This window comes from Pleurocapsa sp. FMAR1, assembly GCF_963665995.1.
GTDB lineage: Bacteria > Cyanobacteriota > Cyanobacteriia > Cyanobacteriales > Xenococcaceae > Waterburya.
Map to the genome: position 1 here is coordinate 495,855 of NZ_OY762512.1, position 23,395 is coordinate 519,249.

General features: G+C 37.7%; 20 protein-coding genes and 1 pseudogene. 9 read left to right on the plus strand and 12 right to left on the minus strand.

What is annotated here, in order from left to right; translation table 11 throughout:
* Positions 1-120: 120 nt before the first annotated feature.
* Together SLP02_RS02540 and cbiE are read left to right on the plus strand one after the other, a co-directional pair.
* Entirely contained in the window at positions 121-447 is a 327-nt protein-coding gene (locus SLP02_RS02540; protein WP_319419082.1) for a hypothetical protein, read from the plus strand.
* Between the two features lie 21 nt (positions 448-468).
* Complete coding sequence (gene cbiE, locus SLP02_RS02545) at positions 469-1,719, plus strand: precorrin-6y C5,15-methyltransferase (decarboxylating) subunit CbiE (protein ID WP_319419083.1); 1,251 nt, start codon at positions 469-471, stop codon at positions 1,717-1,719.
* A 112-nt stretch (positions 1,720-1,831) separates the two neighbouring features.
* Here the strand turns inward: cbiE and SLP02_RS02550 are convergent, their stop codons facing one another.
* The 5 genes from SLP02_RS02550 to SLP02_RS02570 all read right to left on the minus strand — a co-directional run bounded on the left by SLP02_RS02550 (position 1,832) and on the right by SLP02_RS02570 (position 5,558).
* Complete coding sequence (locus SLP02_RS02550) at positions 1,832-2,485, minus strand: ComF family protein (protein WP_319419084.1); 654 nt, start codon at positions 2,483-2,485, stop codon at positions 1,832-1,834.
* 139 nt (positions 2,486-2,624) lie between these two features.
* Positions 2,625-3,572, minus strand: coding sequence for a bifunctional helix-turn-helix transcriptional regulator/GNAT family N-acetyltransferase (locus SLP02_RS02555; RefSeq protein WP_319419085.1), 948 nt, complete (start codon positions 3,570-3,572; stop codon positions 2,625-2,627).
* A 93-nt stretch (positions 3,573-3,665) separates the two neighbouring features.
* Positions 3,666-4,265, minus strand: a complete 600-nt coding sequence (locus tag SLP02_RS02560; protein WP_319419086.1) for a HEAT repeat domain-containing protein — start codon at positions 4,263-4,265, stop codon at positions 3,666-3,668.
* Positions 4,266-4,413: 148 nt separating this feature from the next.
* Positions 4,414-4,908, minus strand: a complete 495-nt coding sequence (locus SLP02_RS02565; RefSeq protein WP_319419087.1) for a globin family protein — start codon at positions 4,906-4,908, stop codon at positions 4,414-4,416.
* Between the two features lie 95 nt (positions 4,909-5,003).
* The gene (locus SLP02_RS02570; RefSeq protein ID WP_319419088.1) at positions 5,004-5,558 is read right to left on the minus strand and encodes a bleomycin hydrolase; all 555 of its coding nucleotides are present in this window, start codon (positions 5,556-5,558) and stop codon (positions 5,004-5,006) included.
* Between the two features lie 275 nt (positions 5,559-5,833).
* On the opposite strand from SLP02_RS02570, the gene SLP02_RS02575 reads away from it, so the two are divergent.
* From SLP02_RS02575 to SLP02_RS02590, 4 genes are all read left to right on the plus strand, one after another.
* Positions 5,834-7,345 (plus strand): cryptochrome/photolyase family protein, encoded by a 1,512-nt coding sequence (locus SLP02_RS02575; RefSeq protein ID WP_319419089.1) that lies wholly within the window; start codon positions 5,834-5,836, stop codon positions 7,343-7,345.
* Positions 7,346-7,924: 579 nt separating this feature from the next.
* Positions 7,925-8,146 carry a DUF2811 domain-containing protein gene (locus SLP02_RS02580; RefSeq protein WP_319419090.1) on the plus strand — a complete coding sequence of 74 codons (222 nt, stop codon included), beginning with the start codon at positions 7,925-7,927 and terminating at the stop codon, positions 8,144-8,146.
* Between the two features lie 109 nt (positions 8,147-8,255).
* The gene (gene pth / locus SLP02_RS02585; RefSeq protein ID WP_319419091.1) at positions 8,256-8,867 is read left to right on the plus strand and encodes an aminoacyl-tRNA hydrolase; all 612 of its coding nucleotides are present in this window, start codon (positions 8,256-8,258) and stop codon (positions 8,865-8,867) included.
* A gap of 478 nt (positions 8,868-9,345) precedes the next feature.
* Positions 9,346-9,864, plus strand: coding sequence for a class I SAM-dependent methyltransferase (locus tag SLP02_RS02590; protein ID WP_319419092.1), 519 nt, complete (start codon positions 9,346-9,348; stop codon positions 9,862-9,864).
* Here SLP02_RS02590 and SLP02_RS02595 read toward each other — a convergent pair.
* A pseudogene (locus SLP02_RS02595) lies at positions 9,848-10,799 on the minus strand (IS630 family transposase). The gene SLP02_RS02590 and the pseudogene SLP02_RS02595 sit on opposite strands and share 17 nt — an antisense overlap.
* A gap of 93 nt (positions 10,800-10,892) precedes the next feature.
* On the opposite strand from SLP02_RS02595, the gene SLP02_RS02600 reads away from it, so the two are divergent.
* Entirely contained in the window at positions 10,893-11,354 is a 462-nt protein-coding gene (locus tag SLP02_RS02600) for a CHAT domain-containing protein (protein WP_319419093.1), read from the plus strand.
* A gap of 26 nt (positions 11,355-11,380) precedes the next feature.
* Here SLP02_RS02600 and glmU read toward each other — a convergent pair whose 3' ends face one another.
* From glmU to SLP02_RS02625, 5 genes are all read right to left on the minus strand, one after another.
* Positions 11,381-12,730 carry a bifunctional UDP-N-acetylglucosamine diphosphorylase/glucosamine-1-phosphate N-acetyltransferase GlmU gene (gene glmU, locus SLP02_RS02605; RefSeq protein ID WP_319419094.1) on the minus strand — a complete coding sequence of 450 codons (1,350 nt, stop codon included), beginning with the start codon at positions 12,728-12,730 and terminating at the stop codon, positions 11,381-11,383.
* A 310-nt stretch (positions 12,731-13,040) separates the two neighbouring features.
* Positions 13,041-13,625, minus strand: a complete 585-nt coding sequence (locus tag SLP02_RS02610) for a hypothetical protein (protein ID WP_319419095.1) — start codon at positions 13,623-13,625, stop codon at positions 13,041-13,043.
* Positions 13,626-14,079: 454 nt separating this feature from the next.
* Positions 14,080-14,559 (minus strand): hypothetical protein, encoded by a 480-nt coding sequence (locus SLP02_RS02615; RefSeq protein WP_319418707.1) that lies wholly within the window; start codon positions 14,557-14,559, stop codon positions 14,080-14,082.
* 630 nt (positions 14,560-15,189) lie between these two features.
* Complete coding sequence (locus SLP02_RS02620; protein ID WP_319418706.1) at positions 15,190-15,783, minus strand: hypothetical protein; 594 nt, start codon at positions 15,781-15,783, stop codon at positions 15,190-15,192.
* 843 nt (positions 15,784-16,626) lie between these two features.
* Positions 16,627-16,806: a GIY-YIG nuclease family protein gene (locus SLP02_RS02625; protein ID WP_319419096.1), complete on the minus strand. Its 180-nt coding sequence runs from the start codon at positions 16,804-16,806 to the stop codon at positions 16,627-16,629.
* A 736-nt stretch (positions 16,807-17,542) separates the two neighbouring features.
* Between SLP02_RS02625 and SLP02_RS02630 the strand changes: the two genes are divergently transcribed.
* Both SLP02_RS02630 and SLP02_RS02635 read left to right on the plus strand, forming a co-directional pair.
* Positions 17,543-20,974: an amino acid adenylation domain-containing protein gene (locus SLP02_RS02630; protein WP_319419097.1), complete on the plus strand. Its 3,432-nt coding sequence runs from the start codon at positions 17,543-17,545 to the stop codon at positions 20,972-20,974.
* A gap of 158 nt (positions 20,975-21,132) precedes the next feature.
* A complete protein-coding gene (locus tag SLP02_RS02635) occupies positions 21,133-22,287 on the plus strand; it encodes an LptF/LptG family permease (protein WP_319419098.1) in 1,155 nt (384 codons plus the stop codon).
* Positions 22,288-22,320: 33 nt separating this feature from the next.
* On the opposite strand, the gene SLP02_RS02640 is transcribed toward SLP02_RS02635, so the two are convergent.
* Positions 22,321-23,040, minus strand: a complete 720-nt coding sequence (locus tag SLP02_RS02640) for a rhomboid family intramembrane serine protease (RefSeq protein ID WP_319419099.1) — start codon at positions 23,038-23,040, stop codon at positions 22,321-22,323.
* Positions 23,041-23,395 lie beyond the last annotated feature (355 nt).

The window sequence follows — 23,395 nt, forward strand, 5'->3', positions numbered from 1 at the left end:
TCAGCAATCATATCTTAGTAAATACAGATAAGCTTATCTAGGCGGAAATTTCTACAGCCTTAATCAAACTTTGTTTGCTACCCTAAAAGATAGTAGTAGATCAAAGCGAGAGAAATAATCATGAGTTCAGAACGTGATTTACAAAGTAAGTTAGACGACCTAGAAGCAGAACTAAATCAAAAAACTGTTTCTGATTCTCAAGAGTCTAGCACCAAGACGGTTTTTCCCCAGATCGAAGCCGATCCTTCAACACGGTTTAAAGGCTGGATTAATTACGGCAACGAACGGTTTAGCACCTTACCCAAAGCTGGCAAAGCTGCTGTAGCTGTTGGCGGAGTTTGGTTAGGATTTTCAATTTTAGGGGCAGTACTTCATGTAGTTAGCAGTGTGGTTAGTATTGCAGTTGTTGGCTTTGTTGTCTATATTGGCTATCGCATTTTTAAATGAACAATTATTAATTATCATTAAATGGTAATTGCCGTTGTTGGTATTGGCTTAGATGGTGAAAAAGGATTAACTTTAAATGCTAGAAATATAGTAGAACAAGCTACGATTTTGGCAGGTAGCAAACGCCATCTAAATTATTTTGCTGAACAGGCAGTAGAGAAAATAGAGCTAACTAATCTTCAAACAGGATTAGAGGCGATCGCACAACTAAACTTGGCTGAACATAATGTTGTTATTTTAGCTAGTGGCGATCCACTTTTTTTTGGTTTAGGACGATTGTTATTAGAAAAGTTTTTTCCCGAACAAATTCAATTTTATCCCCACGTTAGTTCAGTTCAATTAGCCTTTAGTCGTCTAAAAATTCCTTGGCAAGATGCTCAAACAATAAGCGTTCATGGGCGAAGTACCGATGAGTTGGTTAAGCTTTTGAAGCAAGGAAAGGAGAAGATTGCCCTATTAACGGATAGTCATAACAATCCTGCTGCGATCGCATCTCTTTTTCTCAGTTTAGACCTGCCTCTTAACTATAGTTTTTATATCTGTGAAAACTTGGGAGATATAGCAGAAAAGATACATCATTTCTCCTCTGAACAAGTAGTTGAATTAAGTAATTTAGACGATAATTATTTTGCTTCTCTAAATGTTTTAATACTATTGCGTCAGACACAAAATGAGAATTTAGAACTTAATAATTTGCCCTTAATCGGATTACCTGATAGTAGTTTTCTAAGCTTTAGCGATCGCCCTAGTCTAATTACCAAAAAAGAAATTCGTTTATCTATCCTGGGAGAATTATCACTACAGCCAAAGCAAACGGTATGGGATATTGGCGCAGGAACAGGTTCTGTCTCCATTGAAATAGCTAGATTATGTCCTACCTCTAAAGTATTTGCGATCGAAAAGACTAGTATGGGTTCAAATTTAATTACCAAAAATTGCCAGAGATTTAAAGTCGATAACATTAACAGTATTAACGGCAAAGCACCAAAAGCACTATTGGATTTACCCAATCCTAATCGCATTTTTATTGGTGGCAGTGGCGGAAACTTAATTGATATTCTAAATTATTGCGGTCAAAAGCTAACAGAAAAGGGAATTATCGTCATGGCATTTGCTACTATTGAGCATCACTTGCAAGCAATCAACTGGTTTAATAATAATTCCTGGCAATATCGCTTATTACAGCTACAGATATCTCGTTCCATGCCAGTACATCACCTAACCCGCTTTACGCCTTTAAATCCCGTTACCCTAATTACGGCTTACCGCTAACAGCAATAGCTTTCAAATTATGATTCTTTTAAAATAGCTTGAGCAAAAATTGCGATCGCCTGAACTAAATGATTAGATAATTGTTTTTATAATACTCAAATAATATTAATGATTAATTATTATTCATTGTTTTTGCTACCACCACTGCACCTATCACCCTAGTATTGTGTTGTTGCAAAACATTAGCTGATTCTTTGATTGTAGTTCCCATTGTATAAATATCATCCAGCAATAAAACGGGATGTTTAGGTAATTTGCCTACTAGTCGAAAAGCATCGTGGAGGTTTTTAACTCTGTCTTCAGGGCTTAAGTTAAACATTGCTTGCGTATCCCGTACCCGAACCAAACTCTTCGTATTTAGACCATATCCTGTTAACTGACAAAAACTTATAGCAATTATTTCCGCCTGATTAAACCCTCTATCTTTAAGCTTTTTACTATATAAAGGAATAGGAACAACGGTCATTTTTGGCTGAGGTTCAATTAAACTACTCTCCAGCCAAGCTTTTCCTAATAATTGCCCTAATACTCTGCCCATTTCTGGTTTATTATCATATTTCATCAGGGCGATCGCTCTTTTTAATTGTCCATCATATTTACCCCAAGCAAAGATGGGTAAATTGTCAGCTAATGACAGGCGATAGTCTTCTTTTAAGCGACAACTAGCTAACTTTTTTTGACAATATACACAAAGAGTTTTTGAAGTAGCACGCTGACAAAATTCACAGCGAGATTCTAGAAATACCGAAAGTAATTGTTTCAACATACTCTCAGTTTTCCCAAAATGATCCTGTTAATTACCTCAAATGCCTCAAGAAAATTGAATACTTAATGCTTCATGAGTTAAATTAAATAATTAAAAATTATAGATTACCCCAGCAAAATAACGCTCATTAGCGATGGTATCAGACAAGTTTAAGCTCCATCTGAATATTACAACGCTTATAAGCTGAGGGTTGCCCGACAATTTTCCGAAACCCTAACTTTTGATAAAGATTAATTGCAGGTTTTAAAATTGTATTACTTTCTAAAAAAATTGTTTTTGCTCCTAATTCACGTGCTTTAAGAATAGCAGCTTGCCCTAATAACCAGCCGATACCTCTGCCTCTATTGCCTTCTGTGACTGCCATTTTTGCTAACTCATAGGTATTGTCATTCACTTTAATCAAGGCACAAGTACCAATAATTTCATTGTTATAACGCGCTAAATATATATGTCCCCCAGGCTGCAAAATATTTTCATCTGGATTGTTAAGAGATTGATAGTCTGATTCTTCTAACTCAAAGTGTTTTTTAATCCATTCATAATTTAAATCTTGAAAGTTTTTTTGAAACCTAGTAGAGTAATCAATAATTTCAATTTGTTGGCGTTCACGAACTTTTCGCGCTTCTCGGACACGCTCGAGAAAGTTTTTGTCAGCAAGTAGAAACTCAACCTCTTCGATAATATTCCATAAATCATCCTGTGTTTGCGATAAAAGATCTTCAACAGCCTTGGTTACGTCGAGGTACTGCTTTTCAATTTTAGAGATAAGTTGTTTTCCAGTACTAGAAAGCTTGGCAATATTTACTCTTGCATCCTCAGCACTCTTGTTAGTAATTACCAATTCTTTTGTTTTCATTTCTTTGATAATTTGACTGACGGACGGGTGCGAATGACCAATAATTTGCGCAATTTCTGTAATTGATGCTTCCTCTTTATGTGAAAGGACATAAAAGACAGGAAACCATTTGGGGTCTAACGGAACTTCATATAGGTCGTAGACTTTTGTGGCATCCTCTGTCAACATCTCACTCAAACGACGTAAGCGACTACCTAATGCCAATTTGCCAACCTGAAAATAAAAATCCATAAATATAAAACTAGTTACGTAACTGCTTACGTATTTATTATAATGCTATATAAGTAGTCAAAGCATTATGTAAAATATGTGATAATTGTTATTTTAATTGTTGTATTTCATCACCATTTCTAAACGAGATAAAGCACTAGTTGCCGATTCTTGAAGGTAGACATCGGCTGATTTGTCATTGCTAAACTGCGTCAATACTTCTACTCCTCTAGGATCGCCCATTGAACCAAGAGCATTAAGTATTGCTACTCCCACAGCGAGATTATCAGTAGTGTGAAGAGTTTCTACTAATAAATCAAAAACAGGAGAGCCTATTTCACCAAGAGTCATCACCGCAGGAATATTTACTACAGGGTTAGGATCATCAAGTGCTTGTTTCAATCCCTGAATACCCTCATCGGGCATAGGTACATCTGGATGGTTGACCACAATTTGAGCCAAAGCTTTGGCGCAGCTAGAGCGTACTGTGGGATTATCACTGTTTAACAAAGAATCTACTACCAAGGGAACAACATCTGCACCAATCACTCCCAAAGTTTTGACTGCTGCTCTTCTATAGGTTACATCTTCTTGATTGAGAATACTCATTAAACGAGGGATAGTATTTTCGTCTCTCGCTTCGGCTATTTCCCACATAGCTTTGCTACGCAAATTTGGGTTAGGATGTTTGAGCTTTTCAAATAGAGCGTCCATTTACCAACAAAATAAATACTATATAAACAACAGAAGCTTTAAGACTGACACTCAAACTAATACAAGTCAAAGCAACAGACCTAAAGCCACTATTTAATAAACAGGAATACTATCCGTTTATTCTAAAATCAAACTATCAATTAATCTCTTAGGAAAGAGAGTTAATTACATAGTCTAGAAGAGCATTGTACTCAACTAAAGCTTGAGAAGACATATCGCGAGGAGCGCAACCGCGGTTACGTGCAAAAGTCAAAGCTTCTACATAAGGAGCAGTAGGCAAGTTCAAAGAACGATATACTTCACGTTGTCCAGCAATACCCCATTCGTCCAAAGGACCAGTTCCACCAACTACTAGACAGTAGTTGACAAGACGCATATAGTGCTTAACGTCGCGAAGACACTTGCTTTTGTAGGTGTCAGTAGAGTTAGCTTCACCTTCCTCATTAAGGTAAGAATACTTTTTGATGCTTGCATCATAAGCTTCTTGAGCAACTTGATCGAGGTTGTTAGCTAGTTTTTCAGCAGCTTCCATACGAGCGCTAGCGCGCTGAAGACTACCTTGAACTGACTCTAGGTCAGAACTAGTGGGAAAGCGTCCCGCAGCATCAGCAGCGGTAACAACTGTAGTTACAACAGATTTCATTTTTTAAATATCTCCTGAATTGCTTTTAATCGAAGTATGGTATATTTTCAATGCTTCAAAAAGTTTATGAGCATTGAGACTAAGCCAAAAGATGCCTAGCTAAGAGCAGAAATTACTCTGTCGAAGTAGCTAGCAGCTTCAGAAGTGATTGCAGAACAATCGCCATCTTTCATTTCCATTTTACGGAATCTTTTGCCACCATATTCTTCACTATTGTCGTTGTTGATGTGAGCTAAAGAAGAAGCTTTCATGATACCAACAGCGCGACCAGTGGATTGAAGAGGTACACCAAGAGCAGTGTAAGTTTCTTTCAAACCATTCAAGCAACGATCTTCTAGTACAGAAGCATCACCAGAAAGAATAGCGTAAGTGATATAGCGAAGAACGATTTCACCATCACGTAAGCAAGCAGCCATACGACGGTTGGGGTAGCAGTTACCACCAGCTTGAATCAAGCCTTGGTTTTCGCAAATCATCCCAGCAACAGCGTCAGACACGATGCAGCTTGCGTTACTAGCAACAGTGTTAACTGCGTCTAAGCGTTTGTTTCCGTTAGAAATAAAGTTTTTTAGAGATTGTAGTTCTTCACCACCGATACATGCAGTTTTACTGTCTGCACTTACTACGGCTCTGGAAAAAGCGTCAAGCATTGAGCTCTCCTTAATTTTGACAACAAAGTTTTTATCTAATTTGATAGATATTTTAAATTGATCTACCAATACTGAAGATAAAATATTGACACTACCAGAGTCTCCTTTATTAAAAACAAAGTAATAATCTGTAATGTTTAGGTAAATATTGTTACACTTTTACTTTAATTTTTTGTTGTTTATGTTGCTTGAGTAAGGCGATCGCCTGAGTATAATCCTGATTCGCTGCCAAAGTCACAGATAAATTTCTTTTCTTATCTCTTATCCCTTTAAATATGACAATCGGAATTTGGATATTAGGCGATCGCCTGACAACAAAGCAGTTAACTTTACAAAATAATCAAGATCGTAAACAGCAAACGCCAGTAATTTTGATTGAGTCTAGTAACTATGTTAGACAACGACCATATCATCGGCAAAAGTTGGTTTTAGTTTGGTCAGCAATGCGTCATTTTGCCGCCGAATTAAAGGCAGATAACTGGCAGGTAAGTTATGAAATTAGTGCTGATTTTGCCACCCCTTTACAAGCATGGATTAGACAAAATCAGATTACTGAGTTACAGATAACTAGTCCCTGCGATCGCCCTTTTTTTAAACTGATTCAAAACTTAGATTTGAATTGTGCAATAACGTTTTTAGCCGATAATCATTTTTTGTGGAGTAAAGATGAGTTTATCACTTGGTCAAAGTCTCGTAAAAGACTGCTAATGGAAGATTTTTATCGAGAAGGCAGAAAAAGATTTAACATCTTGATGGACGGTAAAAAACCTATTGGTGGCAAGTGGAATTATGACAAAGATAACCGTCAGCCACCCAAGCAAAATCTGCAAACACCTGAACCTTTAACTTTTAAAGCTGATGCTATTACCCAAGAAGTAATTGATTGGGTAAAACAAGAAAAGTTTTCCGACTACGGCAAAATTGAACCTTTTAATTGGGGAGTAACTAGACAACAAGCTCAAGCAGTTTTGGCTCATTTTGTGCAAGAATGTTTGCCCAATTTTGGTACATATCAAGATGCCATGATTACAGGAGAATATACTATGTGGCATGGCTTAATATCCCCCTATTTAAATTTAGGTTTACTTGAACCTATAGAAGTAATTGATGCAGTCGAAACTGCCTATTATCAACAGGAATTGCCCTTAAATTGTGTAGAAGGTTTTATCCGTCAGGTAATGGGTTGGCGAGAATATATGCACGGTATTTATTACCACCAACCTGAAGGCTACAGCCAAAGCAATTGGTTTGAACATCACCACCCTTTGCCAGAGTTTTTTTGGGATGCTAGCAAAACAGAGATGAACTGTTTACGCCAAACTCTAACTCAGATAGAGGATACAGCTTACGGACACCATATTCAAAGATTAATGGTGTTAAGCAACTTTGCACTCATTTCAGGAATTTCTCCCCAGGAGATTGAAAACTGGTTTCATAGTGCTTTTATTGACGCTTACGACTGGGTAATGCAAACCAACGTCATTGGCATGGGACAATTTGCAGATGGCGGTGTCTTGGCTTCTAAACCCTATGCAGCCTCGGCTAACTATATCAATAAGATGAGCGATTACTGTAGCGGTTGTCAATACAATAAAAGCGATCGCACTGGAGATAAAGCTTGTCCCTTTAACTTCTTTTACTGGGATTTTCTGATACGTCATCGCGATCGTCTACATTCTTTAGGTAGAATGAACCTGGTTTTAAGTCATCTTAAGCGAATGTCAGATACTGAAGCCCAAGAAATAAGCTTCCTGGCTGCAAAATGGTGGAAAGAACAAAAAACATGATTACTGTTTATTGTTCATTAATTAGTACTTTTTTACTTTTCTCAAAAAGTCAAGGAAAAGTTATTATTTCTTATTTTTAGGGACTACTTTACCCCATAAATTCCCCACTGTTTCCCCAAGCCTTTTTATAGTTATCCACATTTTACCCAGCTTTTTCCACAGGTCGTAACGCAGCAATAAAGTCTTGAGTCTGAAATAGGGGATTTGATAAATTTACCAAATATTAACTGTTTCTTAAAGCAGGTTTGTAAAGTAAAGTAACAAAAAGCAGGCTTAAATACCTATGTTTACGTAAGTAAAATAATGATTTAACAAATCTCGTAATATTTTGTAGCATTGACAAATAGCCCCCTTTTAAGACGACAATGTATCAACATCCACTTGAAGAACCACAAGTCTTCTCTAAAACAAAAGAGCAACAGCTACTTGTGTAAAGCTATATAATACACAAAGCTATTTTTTAGCTTTGTTTTTAAATTAAAAGCTTTCCTTAAGCGCGCAAGCGCATCTGTTTTTTAGATTTGAAAACAGTCCTCGTGTCCCATTAAAAATCATATAAACTGGAGCAGTTTACCAACTATGAACTCAAATGTAACTATTTCGGCGGAAATCCCTGAAGAACTCCATTTGTCGTTAAAGAACTATCTCGAAACTCATCCTCATTGGGATCAAGACCGCGTTTTTGCTGCTGCTTTATCTTTGTTCCTGTTGCAAAACAACAATGGGCAAACCACTGAATCATCTCAAAACTATCGCGCCTGTGCCAGAGTTTATTTAGAAACTTTATTTCAATCAAACTAGACTTAAAATAAGAGTTAGACATCACTTACTCAACTTTTGTTTATCAGGATGAGAGATAGTTTTTTTTAAAATCCTCATCCTTTATCATTCATCCCTTGTTAAGAATCTTGTGACTTCCGATTCAACTGCACTTTTTCCTGAACTAATTATTGGTTTGGGTAATCCTGAACCAAAATACGATCGCACTAGGCATAATATTGGCTTTGCAGCAGTTGATGAATTAGCTAAAACTTGGCAAATGCCGTTGCAAGAAAACAAACGTTTTCAAGGTTTATTTGCTGAGGGAGTTACACCAGGAGGAGCAAAAATTCGTTTGCTCAAACCCCTAACCTATATGAATCGCTCAGGACAATCAGTAAGAGCCGTGACAGACTGGTATAAGATCCAGGCTCAATCTGTATTGGTTATCTATGACGATCTGGATTTACCTGTTGGCAGATTACGAATACGTCTATCGGGCTCGGCTGGAGGTCATAATGGGATGAAGTCAATTATTGCTCATTTGGGAGTCAAAGACTTTCCCCGTTTAAGAATTGGTATTGGTAAATCTGATGGTAAGAAAACAACTATAAATCATGTTTTAGGTAAGTTTGCTCCCCAAGAAATTCCAGCTATTGAAGAAGTGTTATATGCAGGAATAAAGGCGATAGAACTAAGCTTGAAAGAAGGGGTAGAAAAATCTATGAGTCGTTACAATGGTTTCTCAGTTAACCTTGAATGATAGGATATTCTTGAAAGCGATCGCTCATCTCTTCAATCTTCAGGATTCGTACTTCACATCATCTAGTAACACACGAATAATATAATAATATCTGCTTTATTTCTAAGAGTCCTTGCAGACAAAATAGACAATTTACGTGTACCGATTTTCTCTTTTTAAGTATATATAGCAGTGCGTTTTTAGATTATGACATCAGATTCACGATTTATATTGTCCTAAGCCCAGTTGGTATTGCTATAAAAAAACCTCAGCTACCAGACTGAGGTTACACAGGAGAAGTTGACTTTGAGAAGATAGTTTGCTTTGAATACTGCTGTTGCAGAAAAGTTACTAATTCAAAATAAAAACTAAATATATAAATATATAAGTTGCTACAAATTTATATTTGTTAACTTATGTATCTAATTATAGCAACAAATGTTAAATTATGTAAACTTTAGTAGTTAAATTATAAAGTATAATTGTACACAAACAAATTGTGAGCGACTCAGAAGCCTCGAATTCAAACCTATCAAACAGATTAAATAACATTTACCGCTGTGGTGATAAGAATAACTGGTATAGCGAAGTAGCACAGGCTTATGAGCGCACTAGACCTCGCTATCCTGCAAAAATTCTGGCAAATCTGCAAGAAATAGCTCAGTTACAGCCACCAAAAGCGATGCTGGAAATTGGTACGGGACCTGGTATTGCTAGTGTTGAATTTGCCAAAATGGGCGTGGAAATGATCTGTCTTGAGCCGAGTCTCCCAGCCTGTCGATTAGCTCAACAAAAATGTGCAGCTTATTCAAATGTCCAATTTATTAATACCACTTTTGAAGAATGGGAGTTAACTAACCAAAAATTTGATGTGGTGGTGGCGACAACGTCTTTTCATTGGCTAACTCCAGAAATTAGAACGCAAAAAACGGCAGCAGCTTTAAAAGAAGATGGCTTATTAATTTTACTGTGGAATACTCCGCCCCAACCTAGTTATAGCATTACGCATATACGTTAGGACATTTTTTGAAAGCTGTATCAACACATTCTCTAACAGTCTCAAATTCTTTAACTCTCTGCTTCATCCAAGTTTTGAGAACCGACCACCAACGCTCTATCTTGTTTAGATCGGCAGAATAAGAGGGCAAATACCAAATCTGGCACCCTGCTTCTTCTACTATTTCTTGAATACTTTGTCCTTTATGAAAAGTAGCATTATCAATAATAATGATATTTCCAGGTTGAAGTTGAGGAATCAAACTTTCTTTAAGCCATGTCTCAAATAAATCTCGATTACATGACCCTTCAAAAGTTAACGGAGCAAACACTTTTCCTTCTTTGAATGCAGCAATCCAACTTACTCTCTCATTTCTTTTACCAGATTTGAGTGCGTAACATCTTTCTCCTTTGGGGCTATAACCATAGGGATAATCGTCTCGGTTATCGAATCCTGCTTCATCCACACAAACTAGGTTATTTGCCTGTTGATGTTTTAGTTGCTCTTGAAATTCTTTTCTTTTCTCTTCATCTGTTTCTTGATACCCGTAAGTTTGTCTTGGTCAGCGTACATGCGGGCAAGCCCTTTGTCTTGCGCCTGTCGGCGACGCGGGGTCTGACCGCTTTTTTTCTGGTTATGCCTAACTTTTTAATTCCATCACTAATATTTTGCTGGGTAAGATTCTCTCCCCACAAATCTGCCATTTGCTGTTGTGTCTTATCTTTATGTTGTTTAACAAACTGTTTGAATCTCTCTAAATCCTGAATTTTTCGCTCTTCTCTGGTAAGACGCTCGGCGACCGCTTTAAAGTCTCCTGTTTCTTGTTCTCTTTTCAGCCATAGGTCTAAGGTGTTACGGCTTATTTTCATCAATCGACAAATAGTTCTCTTCTTTTCACCTCTAGAACAGGCATCTACGGCTTTTTTTCTTAAATCGTAGCTATAGGGAGCAGGCATTATTTTTCGGTTTTGGCGAGCGCTTTGATTTTAGCTAATTTTGTCCTAACCTAGCCACGTATTGCTATAACTGCAATTAAAGAATTTTTAGGTTTGACGATAGATTGTTATTCCTATATTCAATTTGATGACGCTAAAGTCGGCTTAAATGAGGTAGATAAATTAGGATTAAACAATCCACCCGTAGATTTACTAGTACTGAGTGCTTGTAAAACCGCAGTGGGTAATAAAGATGCTGAATTTGGTTTTGCTGGTTTGGCTCTTCAGGCTGGAGTTAAATCTGCTTTAGCTAGTTTGTGGTCAATTAATGATGCGGGGACAGTAGCTTTAATGAGCGAGTTTTATCAGAATCTCAAGTCTGGCTCAATGAAAGCTCAGGCTCTTAGAGAATCTCAGGTAGCAATGTTACAGGGCAAAGTATATGTTGAAGGAGATCGGCTAAGAAGCTCCAGAGGAGCAGTAGATTTACCACCAGCCCTAGCTGAAACCAAAACTACTAACCTTTCCCATCCTTTCTATTGGGCTGGTTTCTCCATTATGGGTAATCCCTGGTAAAAGTATAAGTTCAACTAATAACTTATTTACTCCTCGTTATTCCAGTCGGGGATTTCTTTTTGGCGCGATCGCGCTACTACCAAAGCATTGTCACTAACGTCTTGAGTTACCACTGAACCTGCTGCTACGGTAACATTTTCACCCAAGGTAACAGGAGCAACTAAAACACTATTTGAGCCAGTTTTAGTACCTTTTTTAATGATTGTAGGATGTTTATGTTTACCATCATAGTTAGCGGTAATTGTCCCCGCACCGATGTTGACGCGATCGCCCAAAGTCGCATTTCCCAAATAAGAGAGATGAGCCACATTAGTATTTGAGCCGACGGTAGTTTTCTTAATCTCGACAAAGTTACCCACACGACAGCTTTCACCTAGTTTAACGTCTCCACGCAAATGAGAATAAGGTCCGATTTTCGTGTGGTCAGCAACTTCTGAATCTGTCACTACCGAATATAAAATGCTCACCCCAGAACCAATTTTGCTATTTTCAACTAGGCTACCAGGACCGATTCTGCTGCCTGTAGCAATGATAGTATTACCTCGCAAATGAGTTTGAGGTTCAATAATTACATCAGGCTCTAGTCGAACATCTTCACCGATAGTAATGCTGTCGGGGTTAAACATAGTTACTCCAGCCTTCATCCAGTCGTCTTTGATTCTGGCTTGTAAAACATCATCAGCAGCCGATAGCTGTAGGCGGTCGTTAATACCGTTGGTTTCACGATAATCTTCGGCATCGTGAGCCATTACACGAGAGAGATAATCAACAACCTCGGTTAAATAGTATTCTTGCTGATCGTTGTTGGTAGAAAGCTTAGGCAATGATTCGGCTAGTTTCTGCCAATTAAAACAATATATGCCTGCATTGACGCGCCGATTTTGCTTTTGAGCAGCATTACAATCACGGTCTTCTATAATGTGACTAACCAAATTATCGCCGTTACAAAACACTCGTCCATAACCTTGAGGATTAGGCAAATTAGCGGTTAGAAGAGTTGCTGCATTTTGCTTTTCTTGGTGAGTAGCTACTAGCTGCTGAAGAGTTTCAGGACGTAGTAGAGGCGCATCACCATTTAAGACCAGCAAATCTCCCTCATAGCCCTGGAGATGGGGTATTAGCTGCTGTACCGCGTGACCAGTACCTAACTGCTCAGTTTGCTCGACAAATTCTACATCCTGACGATGACTCAAAGCCTGCTTAACTTTTTCTCCCTGATAGCCGATAATGACAATCTGTCGCTCCAAATCTAGTAAACTACAGCTATCAAGTACTCTTTCGACAAGCGATCGCCCTGCCAATGTATGCAAGACTTTGGGTAAATCGGACTTCATTCGGGTGCCGCGCCCTGCTGCTAAGATTACTACCGCTACCATGCTTTTAGAGATTAATTGTTTTTTATAAATCCGATTGGAGTATAGCTTTTAAGAGGATGCTAGTCAAAGTAAATTCTTCGGCACTAATAAAACTAAAGACTAGCTCAAAGCTTTGAAAACCAACTCTTGTAGAATAAGCTACGGTCTTTATAATTACAATATGACCAAAAAAGAAAAATTATGGAAAAAAGCGCAACATAGTCTCCAAAATCTAACTTTTAAGAAGTTTGAAACTCTTTTAGGAATTGGTTAAAGAAGACTATCAAGAAAAATATCAAGAAATTCCTATCACTAGTAATAATTAAAAATCTCACTGTGGTTTAAATTTAATTTTTTGATGTAAAGGACTAATTTGTCTTACTTGCTTTAGTCTTTGTTCTAACTCTGTATGATTTACTGCGCTAATTGGAGCAGATAACGATCTATACTTGTCTTTTTCCAAGATTCTAATTGTAACTTTATGAGGTTTGAACCACTTGGGGGCATAGTTTCTTTGAGAAGATATATAATCAGCTTGTTCTAAGCCTAATATTTCACAACCGCCAAACCAATTGATTGCTTCTTGATAAGCTTTGATAACAAATCTTCCTTTACCTATAGCTTCACAGTATACTTTTATTTGACGACCTCTATCTCTACCTTTACCTATTTTTGATTCGGTTCTTTTTTGATGAAATTCTTCAATCGTTTTTGCATCATATTGATTAAACGTTAAATCTTGTGACCACAATAGAGGAATAGGATCTCTGTTGTATGTTTGTATATTTGGATGATAAGATTGCGACCAATCTTTTTGTCGAATATATTGTTCATAATTCTCCTCTGAAAGATTTAATAATGAGATTCCCGCTAAAGTTGTAATTTGTCCCTGCTGAATATAGTGATTGATATTCATGTCACAACCTATTACCAAAGCTATTCCATTACATTTAGTTTGCCAAATCGGAGTAGTTTTCGAGCTTCGATAATAAGACCACTTCAAGAAGTTTTTTCTATTATTATCTGCATTAAATATATTTCTTAAAATTCTTGCAGGATTATGATAAAGAAAATCATATTTTAAAAATACTGTTGGTAATTTAAAAATTGCACTATTTTTTTCATAACCACAAATAATTATATATTTAGAAATCTTAGTTAACGTTTCTCTTAGAGCTATTTCAGCAGGCGTTATTTGTCTTGATTTAACTTTTGTTTGGTTTAATTCAGGGAAATAAGTCTCTATAAAGTAATTTTCTAGTTTACTAAGAATTTCTTTATTATTTTCACATTCATACCATTTTAATGTAATTAGATTTTGTTTATTAATTTTTGCTAGCTGTTTGAATCCTGATTGACTGACAAAACTTTCAAGAAATATTGTAGGAATAAGTTAAAACTTTGAACTCCAACTGATCTGCTCGTTTTTGATATTGCGATCGTGATGCCATTGCAGGTGAGGGATCTTGATTACTAGAGAAAGTCACGCAATGAAGTAAATTCCAACCATTAATGAGTGCAGCTTTGACCCAATCCCAACCAATCCTAAAATAGCTATTACCACGAAACCAATGAGTATCAACCCATCTTCGTTTGCCAATACGAACTACCTCAACACCTTGGGCACTAACGTAGAGAGTAGCCACAGATAAGATAAACCACAAACGGGACAAAGCGCATACATCTCGAATCATCGAGCGTTGAACATTCCAACCACCAGATTGGTCATCTAAAAAATTCGCTTCGATATCAAAACGTAATCCATATTCAGCAAAGGTTTGTAGAGTAGTTTTTTCATTACTGACAATTGCCCATAGTTCGCCGTTAACGTTGTTGCGACCAAGAATCACATGAACTTTGCCAGAAAATTCACCTTTGTGAATCTGTACGTTGTGTAAGCAAATTGCCTCTGCTAAATGAAAGTGAAAGTTTTTAGGTTGACCAGGGCTTCGCCCTACACGATGCGAAGCATCGAAGTCGTCCGAAGGACGGACGATCTGGGCGATAGCCCTGTGGCGCGAAGTGTGAGGTGAACGCTCTCTGCGTTCCGACGTCTCCTTGGGAACGGCGACGGACAGAGAGTCCGTGTATGAAGTAAAACAGCTGCATGAAGTATGAAGTATGAGGTATGAAGTATGAAGTAAAACAGCTACTTCTTCCTTCGTATGAGGTACAAAAAATCTTTCTTCCTTCTTCCTTCAAACTTCTTCCTTCAAACTTCGTAAACAGCTACTTCCTCCTACATGCGGACAAGTCCTTTGTTCCACTATAGTTGCAAGCCCCGTCGTTCACGACGAAAGAGGTTTGGTAGAGGTACCAGGGCTTCGCCCTACACGATGCGAAGCATCGAAGTCGTCCGAAGGACGGACGATCTGGGCGATAGCCCTGTGTATGAGGTATGAAGGCGCGAAGTATGAGGTGTGAGGTATGAGCTACAAAAAATCCTTCCCGAATTCCGAATTCCTTCAAACTTCGCGCCTTCAAACTTCTTCCTTCGTATGAGGTACAAGCCCTCGAACAAACTTGAAACTTCGCGCCTTCATACTTCTGTCTTCAAACTTCTGTTGACACCAACTTCCACGCCAAATCCAGGTATTACTCTTAATTCGGAGACGATAATGCCATCCTAGTTGAGTTGTCAGCATGGTCATCAATTCGGTATGTATAAATCCTCGCTCCGCGAGTAAAATTACCTTAACTGATTCTCGTAGCCTAACTTGTGCCTGCTTAATCATCTCTCGATAATCGGTAACTGAAATACTAGCACTTTCATGGTTCATCACTCTCCACACCAACGGTAAAGCTCTCCCTCGATGAATAACCCAAAGCCGCACAAGGCAATACTCATCCCAGAACAGTGAAGTGTCTAATGCCAAAAATATTTTTGATTCTGACCAATCATCAAGTGCTGCTTTGACCAAGGACTTTCTGATTCGATGGACATTGATTCGAGGATTGTTTAGCCAACGCTGAATACGTCTCTGTCTACCCCCAGCCAACTTCCCTCGACCAGGGATGTACATCGACCATTTTGTCAGGTTGACATTGCCCGTGTGTATTAAAGCAATTATCATCCAAATACAAGTTTGAAGATGACATAAATGTAACCAGTCAGTAGCTTGACCAGGGCTTCGCCCTACACGATGCGAAGCATCGAAGTCGTCCGAAGGACGGACGATCTGGGCGATAGCCCTGTGGCGCGAAGTGTGAGGTGAACGCTCTCTGCGTTCCGACGTCTCCTTGGGAACGGCGACGGACAGAGAGTCCGTGTATGAAGTAAAACAGCTGCATGAAGTATGAAGTATGAGGTATGAAGTATGAAGTAAAACAGCTACTTCTTCCTTCGTATGAGGTACAAAAAATCTTTCTTCCTTCTTCCTTCAAACTTCTTCCTTCAAACTTCGTAAACAGCTACTTCCTCCTACATGCGGACAAGTCCTTTGTTCCACTATAGTTGCAAGCCCCGTCGTTCACGATCGCTCTTAGTTTGGTAGAGGTACCAGGGCTTCGCCCTACACGATGCGAAGCATCGAAGTCGTCCGAAGGACGGACGATCTGGGCGATAGCCCTGTGTATGAGGTATGAAGGCGCGAAGTATGAGGTGTGAGGTATGAGCTACAAAAAATCCTTCCCGAATTCCGAATTCCTTCAAACTTCAAACTTCAAACTTCTTCCTTCGTATGAGGTACAAGCCCTCGAACAAACTTGAAACTTCGCGCCTTCATACTTCTGTCTTCAAACTTCTATTGACTCATCCATTGATTCAAGGCATTGTAGAGACGGGAGTTTTGATTCACAGTATTCTGAAATTATGAGTGGTATCTAATCTCAGAGTGCTGACTCCCCTTGCTTTGTGTCAATCCCTCAACTCTTTACTGAATCTCTATTCTCAGGTTTTTCTCTTCATCTTTTGTCAGTCAACCAGGATCGTATCGGTGATGATTGAGCCATCTCTTGTAAAGATTTTGTGCTTTGCCAACATAAAGTAATCGCTTTTTTTCATCAACTGCAAAATAAATACCTGATTTTTGCGGTAATTGATCTTTATTTAAAAGCTTTGTTGAAGGTAATTTGTCTAAACTAAAATTATCAATCATCTAGTAATAATATTGACGTTGGTGAATCGAAGTCCAATTTCTTCAACTTGTGAATATTAATTAAATGATAAATCACAGTGCGATCGCACTGTTCTAGATCTTGTAGATTTGGTAGAGAAATGAAACCCAACAAAAATCTACTATGATTTTTCTCATGAGGCGATCGCATTTTGAAGACATATTAGAAATGAAGATAAAACAAAACCAGTCTAGTTTGAAAACTGAAGTTTTGTACAGAGAAGAAATAGAGTAAAGGAAAGAAATTCCGAACAAAACCAATGTTGAAGATAAGATGCGATCTATTCTCTTTCTTTTTTTGTTTCTAGCCTTCTGGTTCGTCTAAACTAAAGTTATTAGCTACTAAAGCTGTTTTTGAACTTTTTAATTTTATGTCTGCAAACGTCGAAGTAATTTAATTAAAGTGACTAAAAATAGCTGGCATTGATTTGTCTGCTCAAAAGCTGCTAGTTTATAGTAATGATACCCAAATTTGGACTTATCACGAATGCTTCTGTAAAGAATAATATCGCCCGTTACTAGGAATATTTGAACAGTCACAGATTACTTCCTCTGTTTAGGACAGAGTAATCGGTAAGCGTTGGTTAATATTCAGGCAAAACACTATAAATAAAATTTATTAGCAGCCTGTTGACCTTCACATTTATACATTAATAAATTACTAATGCCAAGTAACTTTTACCAAACTTATTAATTATTAAAAGCAGCTACATTGTTCATGAATTATCAAAAAAGTTTTTCCGCCAACGAACAATCCTCAGACATCGACTATTGGCGCAAGCAACTTAAAAACATTGCTCCCATATTGGATTTTCCGACAGACAGAGTAAGGTCAGTATCGTCTAGTCTAGAAGCTCAAATTAATCTTCGACCAAGTGCTAATGGGCAAAATTTGTTGACAGTTGACCAAGGCTTAAATCAAGACTTAAAAAAAATTGCTCAACAAGAAAATGTTTCTCTGCCAATTATTTTGCTTGGAGCCTTTCAAGTTCTACTCTACCGCTATACAAATCAATCTGACGTTTTAGTTGGATACCCTAACCCGAATTTAGAAGACCCTACAGCACTTGAAACATTGCCAATTAGGGTGACAATTGAAGCCAAACAAAAGTTCAGTGAGTTACTAAAAATTATTCAGGCTCAAATTACAGAAGGGAGCAACTACTCAAATACAAGCACAGCAGCTATAGCTTCAGCTTTGAATCAAGACTTCTCAGAATTTCCCGTATCTTCTTTATTTCAGATGTTGTTTAGATTTGATGACGGATTCAAAATCTCACAAACTAAACCAACTAAAGCAATACCCGAACAGGAATTATTCTTAGACGTTATCGACAAACCAAATCATTTGCTCTGTAGGTTTGAATACAATCGTCGTTTGTTTGATGAATCAACTATTCAGCGTATCTGTGATAACTACGAGGTATTACTTAAGTCAATTGCTAATGATTTTTATAGTTCAGTCGCTTCTCTATCGTTGCTATCAGCTACCGAAACAAAACAGGTTTTAAATGAATGGAATCAGACTCAAACACAGTCTTTACCGCAGTGCATTCATAAGTTGTTTGAAGCACAGGTTCAGGCTCACCCTGATGCAGTAGCCATCATTTGCCAAGGACAACAGTTAACCTATAGCGAATTAAATACTCAAGCTAATCAGCTAGCTCATTATTTGCAGTCTTTGGGAATTACCACAGGTTCGTTGGTTGGGTTATGTATAGAACGTTCTCTGTCTATGGTAGTTGCTGTATTAGGGATTCTTAAAGCAGGAGGAGCTTATGTTCCTTTAGATATTAATAATCCTCCTGCCAGAATAGCCTTTATCTTAGAAGATGCCCAGATTAAAACATTACTGACTCAAGAAAGCTTACTGAAGAAAATTTCTACCGAAATCGAGCAGATTATTTGTGTAGATACAGATTGGCATTTAATTACTCAGCAACCCCCAGACAATTTAGATCAGCAGGTAAATCTTTCAGATTTAGCACATATTGTCTATACTTCTGGTTCTACAGGCAAGCCGAAGGGAGTAATGCTAAGTCAAGGAAACTTGAGTCATTATGCCCAATCAATGCAGTTAGCTTTAGATATAACCCCAGCAGATACTTATCTCCATCGTGGTTCAATTGCTTTGATAGTTTCAGCTAGACAGTTATTAATGCCTTTGGCACAGGGAGCAACTGCATTGATTGTTACAACCGCAGAAACAAGAAACCCCCTCGAATTTTTTGAAATAATTAAGCGTCACTGTGTAACTATTGTCGATCATGTTCCCTCTTTCTGGCGGAATTTTTGGGGCATTCTCAATCAGCAAGATCGAGATTATCGTCAGAACTTATTAGATAATCAGGTACGTCTTGTAGCAGCAGGAGGAGAACAGGTAACCCCAGAAATATATCAGTGCTGGCGGGAGACTTTTAAACCCGATGTTCAATTAGCTAATATCTATGGTCAGACAGAAGGGACTGGGGTTGTAACCTTATATAAAATTCCTGAGCAAATAGATCATCGTTTTAAGTCGCTGCCTGTGGGTAGTCCAATTCCCAACATGAGAGTGTATTTATTAGATGAAGATTTACAGCCAGTCCAAATTGGAGTAGCAGCAGAAATTCACATCAGTGGAGATGGAGTTGCTATGGGCTATCTTAATCGACCTGAATTAACGGCTGAAAAATTTGTCGAGAATCCTTTTGTAAAAGGGGAACGTTTATATAAAACGGGAGATTTGGGACGTTATTTGTCTGACGGTACGCTACAGTTTTTAGGTCGGGTAGATCGTCAAGTCAATATCCAAGGATTACGCATTGAATTAGGAGAAATTGAAGCAGTACTATCCCAATCTGAATTAGTAGTAGAAGCTGCGGTAGTAGTGCGCGAAAATAAACTAGGAGAAACTTTAGCTGCTTATATTGTATCCAATAAAACTTACGCGCTTACAGAAGAAATGCTGCGGAACTATCTAGAGCAAAAGTTGCCAAGCTATATGATTCCTAAAGCTTTTATCATGGTTGATAGTTTTCCTCTGACCACCAGCGGAAAAGTAGATCGTCGTGCTTTATCTGAGCTTAATGTAAAAAAATTAACTGAGGCAACTATTGCCCCTCGCGATCGCCTAGAATCAGAAATAATCGAGATGCTGCAAGAAATTCTAGGTATTGAATCAATCAGCATCGAAGACAACTTTATTGAATTAGGCGGTAACTCTCTACTAGCAGCACGTTTAGTAACGGAAATAGAACAGAGATATGAACAGAATATTCCCATATCTATGATGTTCCAAGCCTCAACTCCTGAAGCTCTAGCAAATATTATTCGTCAAAAAGAACCAATTTCTGATGCCGACTCAAAATGCCTAGTGCCAATTAAACAAGGCAACTCTAAGCCAATTTTGTTTGCTATTCACAATTTGGGCTATGGTTTGGAGTTTTATCGTCCCATGGCTAAATACTTAGATGCAGACATCAGTATTTATGGTCTATCATCATCTTTTAGTAATGAACCTGACAAACCTCATATTAGAGATATTGCTAATCTAGCATCCTATTATGCTGATAATATTCAGAAAGTTCAGCCTCAAGGGCCTTATTATCTAATGGGAGTATCCTTTGGCGGTACTATTGCTTACGAAATTGCCCAGCATCTTGTATCTCAAGGGCATGAAGTCAGGTTTTTAGGCTTATTAGACTCCCATTGCCCAAACAAAGGCTCGGCTTATCAAAATCCTCCCTTAAAAGACCGCATTTATCGTCACGCTAATAAAATACGCACCATAGGTGCAAGCTACATTTTAGACAGAATAAAATGGCGGATAAATTCAACAACAGATCATGTTAGGTACAACTTATACAAAATTGATTGGGTGCGCGAGAATTTTGTTGACAAAACAAGCCGCGGTTTTGCTCTGAGTGAGTATATTCAACAGACAAAAGATCATCAAAAAGTAAATGAAGGCTATACAATGCAGCCCTATCCAGGTTCTGTAGTATTATTTCGAGCAGCAGAAGATAGAGATCCCAAGCTGGAATGGCAAAACTTTGCTCAAGGAGGATTAAATATCATTGATGTTCCAGGAAATCATCTAGGAATACTTCAAGAACCTAATGTTCAAGTATTAGCAGAAAAAATACGCTTGGTATTACAAGACAAATGATAAAAATAACAAATATGAATTTGATTAATTTGTCATAAACTAATACAAAGCTGTTAGTTTACACTGCCCATAATAATTTGGTTAAAATTGGCGATCGGACTAAAAATCATTTATTTTGATGTAATTATGGTAAATAGTTCGTTGATGCGCAAACAAAATTGGATTTTAACAGCATTAAAAAGATATCTAAGTGGCGCTTTCCCTTAATAGATAGCTATATCACCAATCAATTGAGCTTATTCTTTTTATTCAGCGTTGGCTTATTATCCTCCTTGGGAGTGTCGATTGGTACAGTTTCAGATTTAGCATCTAAAATTACTGACTACGGCTTACCTATTCCTGTCGCTATTCTCATCTTTATATATAAAATACCTGAGTATGTTGCCTATGCTTTGCCTATTTCTATTTTGCTCTCTTGCTTAGTAATATATGGTCGTTTAAGTAGTGACTGTGAATTAGTGGCACTGCTTAGTTTTGGCATTAATTTTTATCGCATCACCATACCTGCATTATTATTTAGTTTGATCGTTACAGGCATAACTTTTTTACTCAACGAATTAATTGTTCCTGCTGCTAACTATCAAGCAAATTTATTACAGAGTGATTATATTACTGAAACAGAATTAAGTCGCCAAAAAAGAGACGTTTTCTATCCAGAATATAAATCAAATCTACACAATTCTGCCTCTAAAAAGCTACAAAACATTTATTTTGCTGAACAATACATTAATCAAAGCTTTAAAAAAGTAACAATAATTAGCTTTGAGCAGGAAAAAATAAGCCAGATTACTACAGCTAAATTGGCTCAATGGAATCAGTCTGGGCAAGTTTGGAATCTGTTTGATGGCGAAATAAATAAGGTTGGCGATAGTGCTGAGGAGATGAAGACAGAGCGGTTTACTTATAAGCAATTGCCTTTTTCGGCGAATGTTTTTGAGATTGCCCAAAAAAAACGTAACTTTGAAGACATGAATATTCAGCAAGCGAAAGAATATTTAGATCTAATTAAAGATAGTGGGGCAATTGTAGACGTATCTAAATTGAAAGTAAGTATTCAGCAAAAGTATGCTTTTCCTTTTATTTGTTTTGTTTTTGCTTTAATTGGTTCAACTTTAGGAGCAAAATATTCGTATCTTAATCGTTCTAAAGGTTTTGGTATCTGTGTTGCTATTGTTTTTGTTTATTATTTATTAGCATTTATATTAGGTTCACTAGGAATAACAGGGATTTTATCGCCTTTTTGGGCAGCATGGACACCTAATTTGTTGGGCTTGGGTATGGGGGGTTGGTTGTTGATTGCTGTAAATAACTAACAGCAATTATCGATCCGAAAATTTTCTGGAAAATTAGGAGTTTAAAACTTTCTCATCTGATTTAGACGAAAATAGCCCCAACATTGGTCCTAAAATTGCTCCAGCTATAAATCCACCTGCGTGAGCCCAATAGGCTACGCCACCGCTTTCCATACCGACGCTAGCGGTAACTTCAAAAGAGCTAATGCCGTTTAACGCCTGTTCAACAAACCAAAAGCCAAGAAAGTATACCGCAGGTATTTTAAATAGCGGAAAAAAGATGCCTAAAGGGATAACAGTAACAATTTTTGCTTGGGGAAACTTAAGAATATATGCTCCCATAACTCCAGCGATCGCGCCACTCGCTCCTAGAGATGGTACAGTAGACATGGCGGAAAAGAACCATTGCGCTAGTACGGCTATAACGCCACAGGATAAGTAAAACAAAACAAATTTGGCTCTTCCTAACTCTTCTTCGATGTTGTTGCCAAATATCCAGAGAAATAGCATATTGAAACCAACATGGGTAAATCCCGCATGAAGAAACTGAGAGGTAACGGGAGTAACTATTTCGGGAATGCCCTGATGCACATCAACACCGTTAAAGCTAGCGGTTAACTCTTTGGGTACAACTGCAAACAAATGGAAGAAAATATCTAACTGATTTGAGTTTAAGCTTAGTTCATAAATAAAAACCAGAATATTAACTGCAATTAAGATGTAGGTAATATAAGGGACAATTTTGATCGGATTTTCGTCTTTTAAAGGAACCATTTTTTCAGGGATAAGGACAGCAGTTGGTCATAATTGAACATCATTCTAGATTTTATAGTAAATGATTGCTCACTATTTTCAGTCAGTCTAGGGAATAAGATTTTGAGTCAGCGCGATCGCTTATTATTAATTTCCTTTATAATTTTGAAAATAATCCCAGGTTCGGACACGCCCTCGGCAATAGCTATATCGGGACAAAGGCGTGAGCCGCATGTACCCCTCAACCGCTTTGCCTCGCAAATAGGAAATATTCTCATTTGTGTCCGAACTTGACTCGTTTTTACGTTGATGGTGAAGATGGCTACATGGCAGTAAGTTTATCAAAAAGTTTTTAGTGTCAATTTGAACTAATAAC

Coding starts and splice junctions, on each gene's coding strand:
- SLP02_RS02540 (WP_319419082.1), top strand. CDS start 121: ATGAGTTCAGAACGTGATTTACAAAGTAAGTTAGACGACCTAGAAGCA.
- cbiE (WP_319419083.1), top strand. CDS start 469: ATGGTAATTGCCGTTGTTGGTATTGGCTTAGATGGTGAAAAAGGATTA.
- SLP02_RS02550 (WP_319419084.1), bottom strand. CDS start 2,485: ATGTTGAAACAATTACTTTCGGTATTTCTAGAATCTCGCTGTGAATTT.
- SLP02_RS02555 (WP_319419085.1), bottom strand. CDS start 3,572: ATGGATTTTTATTTTCAGGTTGGCAAATTGGCATTAGGTAGTCGCTTA.
- SLP02_RS02560 (WP_319419086.1), bottom strand. CDS start 4,265: ATGGACGCTCTATTTGAAAAGCTCAAACATCCTAACCCAAATTTGCGT.
- SLP02_RS02565 (WP_319419087.1), bottom strand. CDS start 4,908: ATGAAATCTGTTGTAACTACAGTTGTTACCGCTGCTGATGCTGCGGGA.
- SLP02_RS02570 (WP_319419088.1), bottom strand. CDS start 5,558: ATGCTTGACGCTTTTTCCAGAGCCGTAGTAAGTGCAGACAGTAAAACT.
- SLP02_RS02575 (WP_319419089.1), top strand. CDS start 5,834: ATGACAATCGGAATTTGGATATTAGGCGATCGCCTGACAACAAAGCAG.
- SLP02_RS02580 (WP_319419090.1), top strand. CDS start 7,925: ATGAACTCAAATGTAACTATTTCGGCGGAAATCCCTGAAGAACTCCAT.
- glmU (WP_319419094.1), bottom strand. CDS start 12,730: ATGGTAGCGGTAGTAATCTTAGCAGCAGGGCGCGGCACCCGAATGAAG.
- SLP02_RS02610 (WP_319419095.1), bottom strand. CDS start 13,625: ATGAATATCAATCACTATATTCAGCAGGGACAAATTACAACTTTAGCG.
- SLP02_RS02620 (WP_319418706.1), bottom strand. CDS start 15,783: ATGATAATTGCTTTAATACACACGGGCAATGTCAACCTGACAAAATGG.
- SLP02_RS02625 (WP_319419096.1), bottom strand. CDS start 16,806: ATGATTGATAATTTTAGTTTAGACAAATTACCTTCAACAAAGCTTTTA.
- SLP02_RS02630 (WP_319419097.1), top strand. CDS start 17,543: ATGAATTATCAAAAAAGTTTTTCCGCCAACGAACAATCCTCAGACATC.
- SLP02_RS02640 (WP_319419099.1), bottom strand. CDS start 23,040: ATGGTTCCTTTAAAAGACGAAAATCCGATCAAAATTGTCCCTTATATT.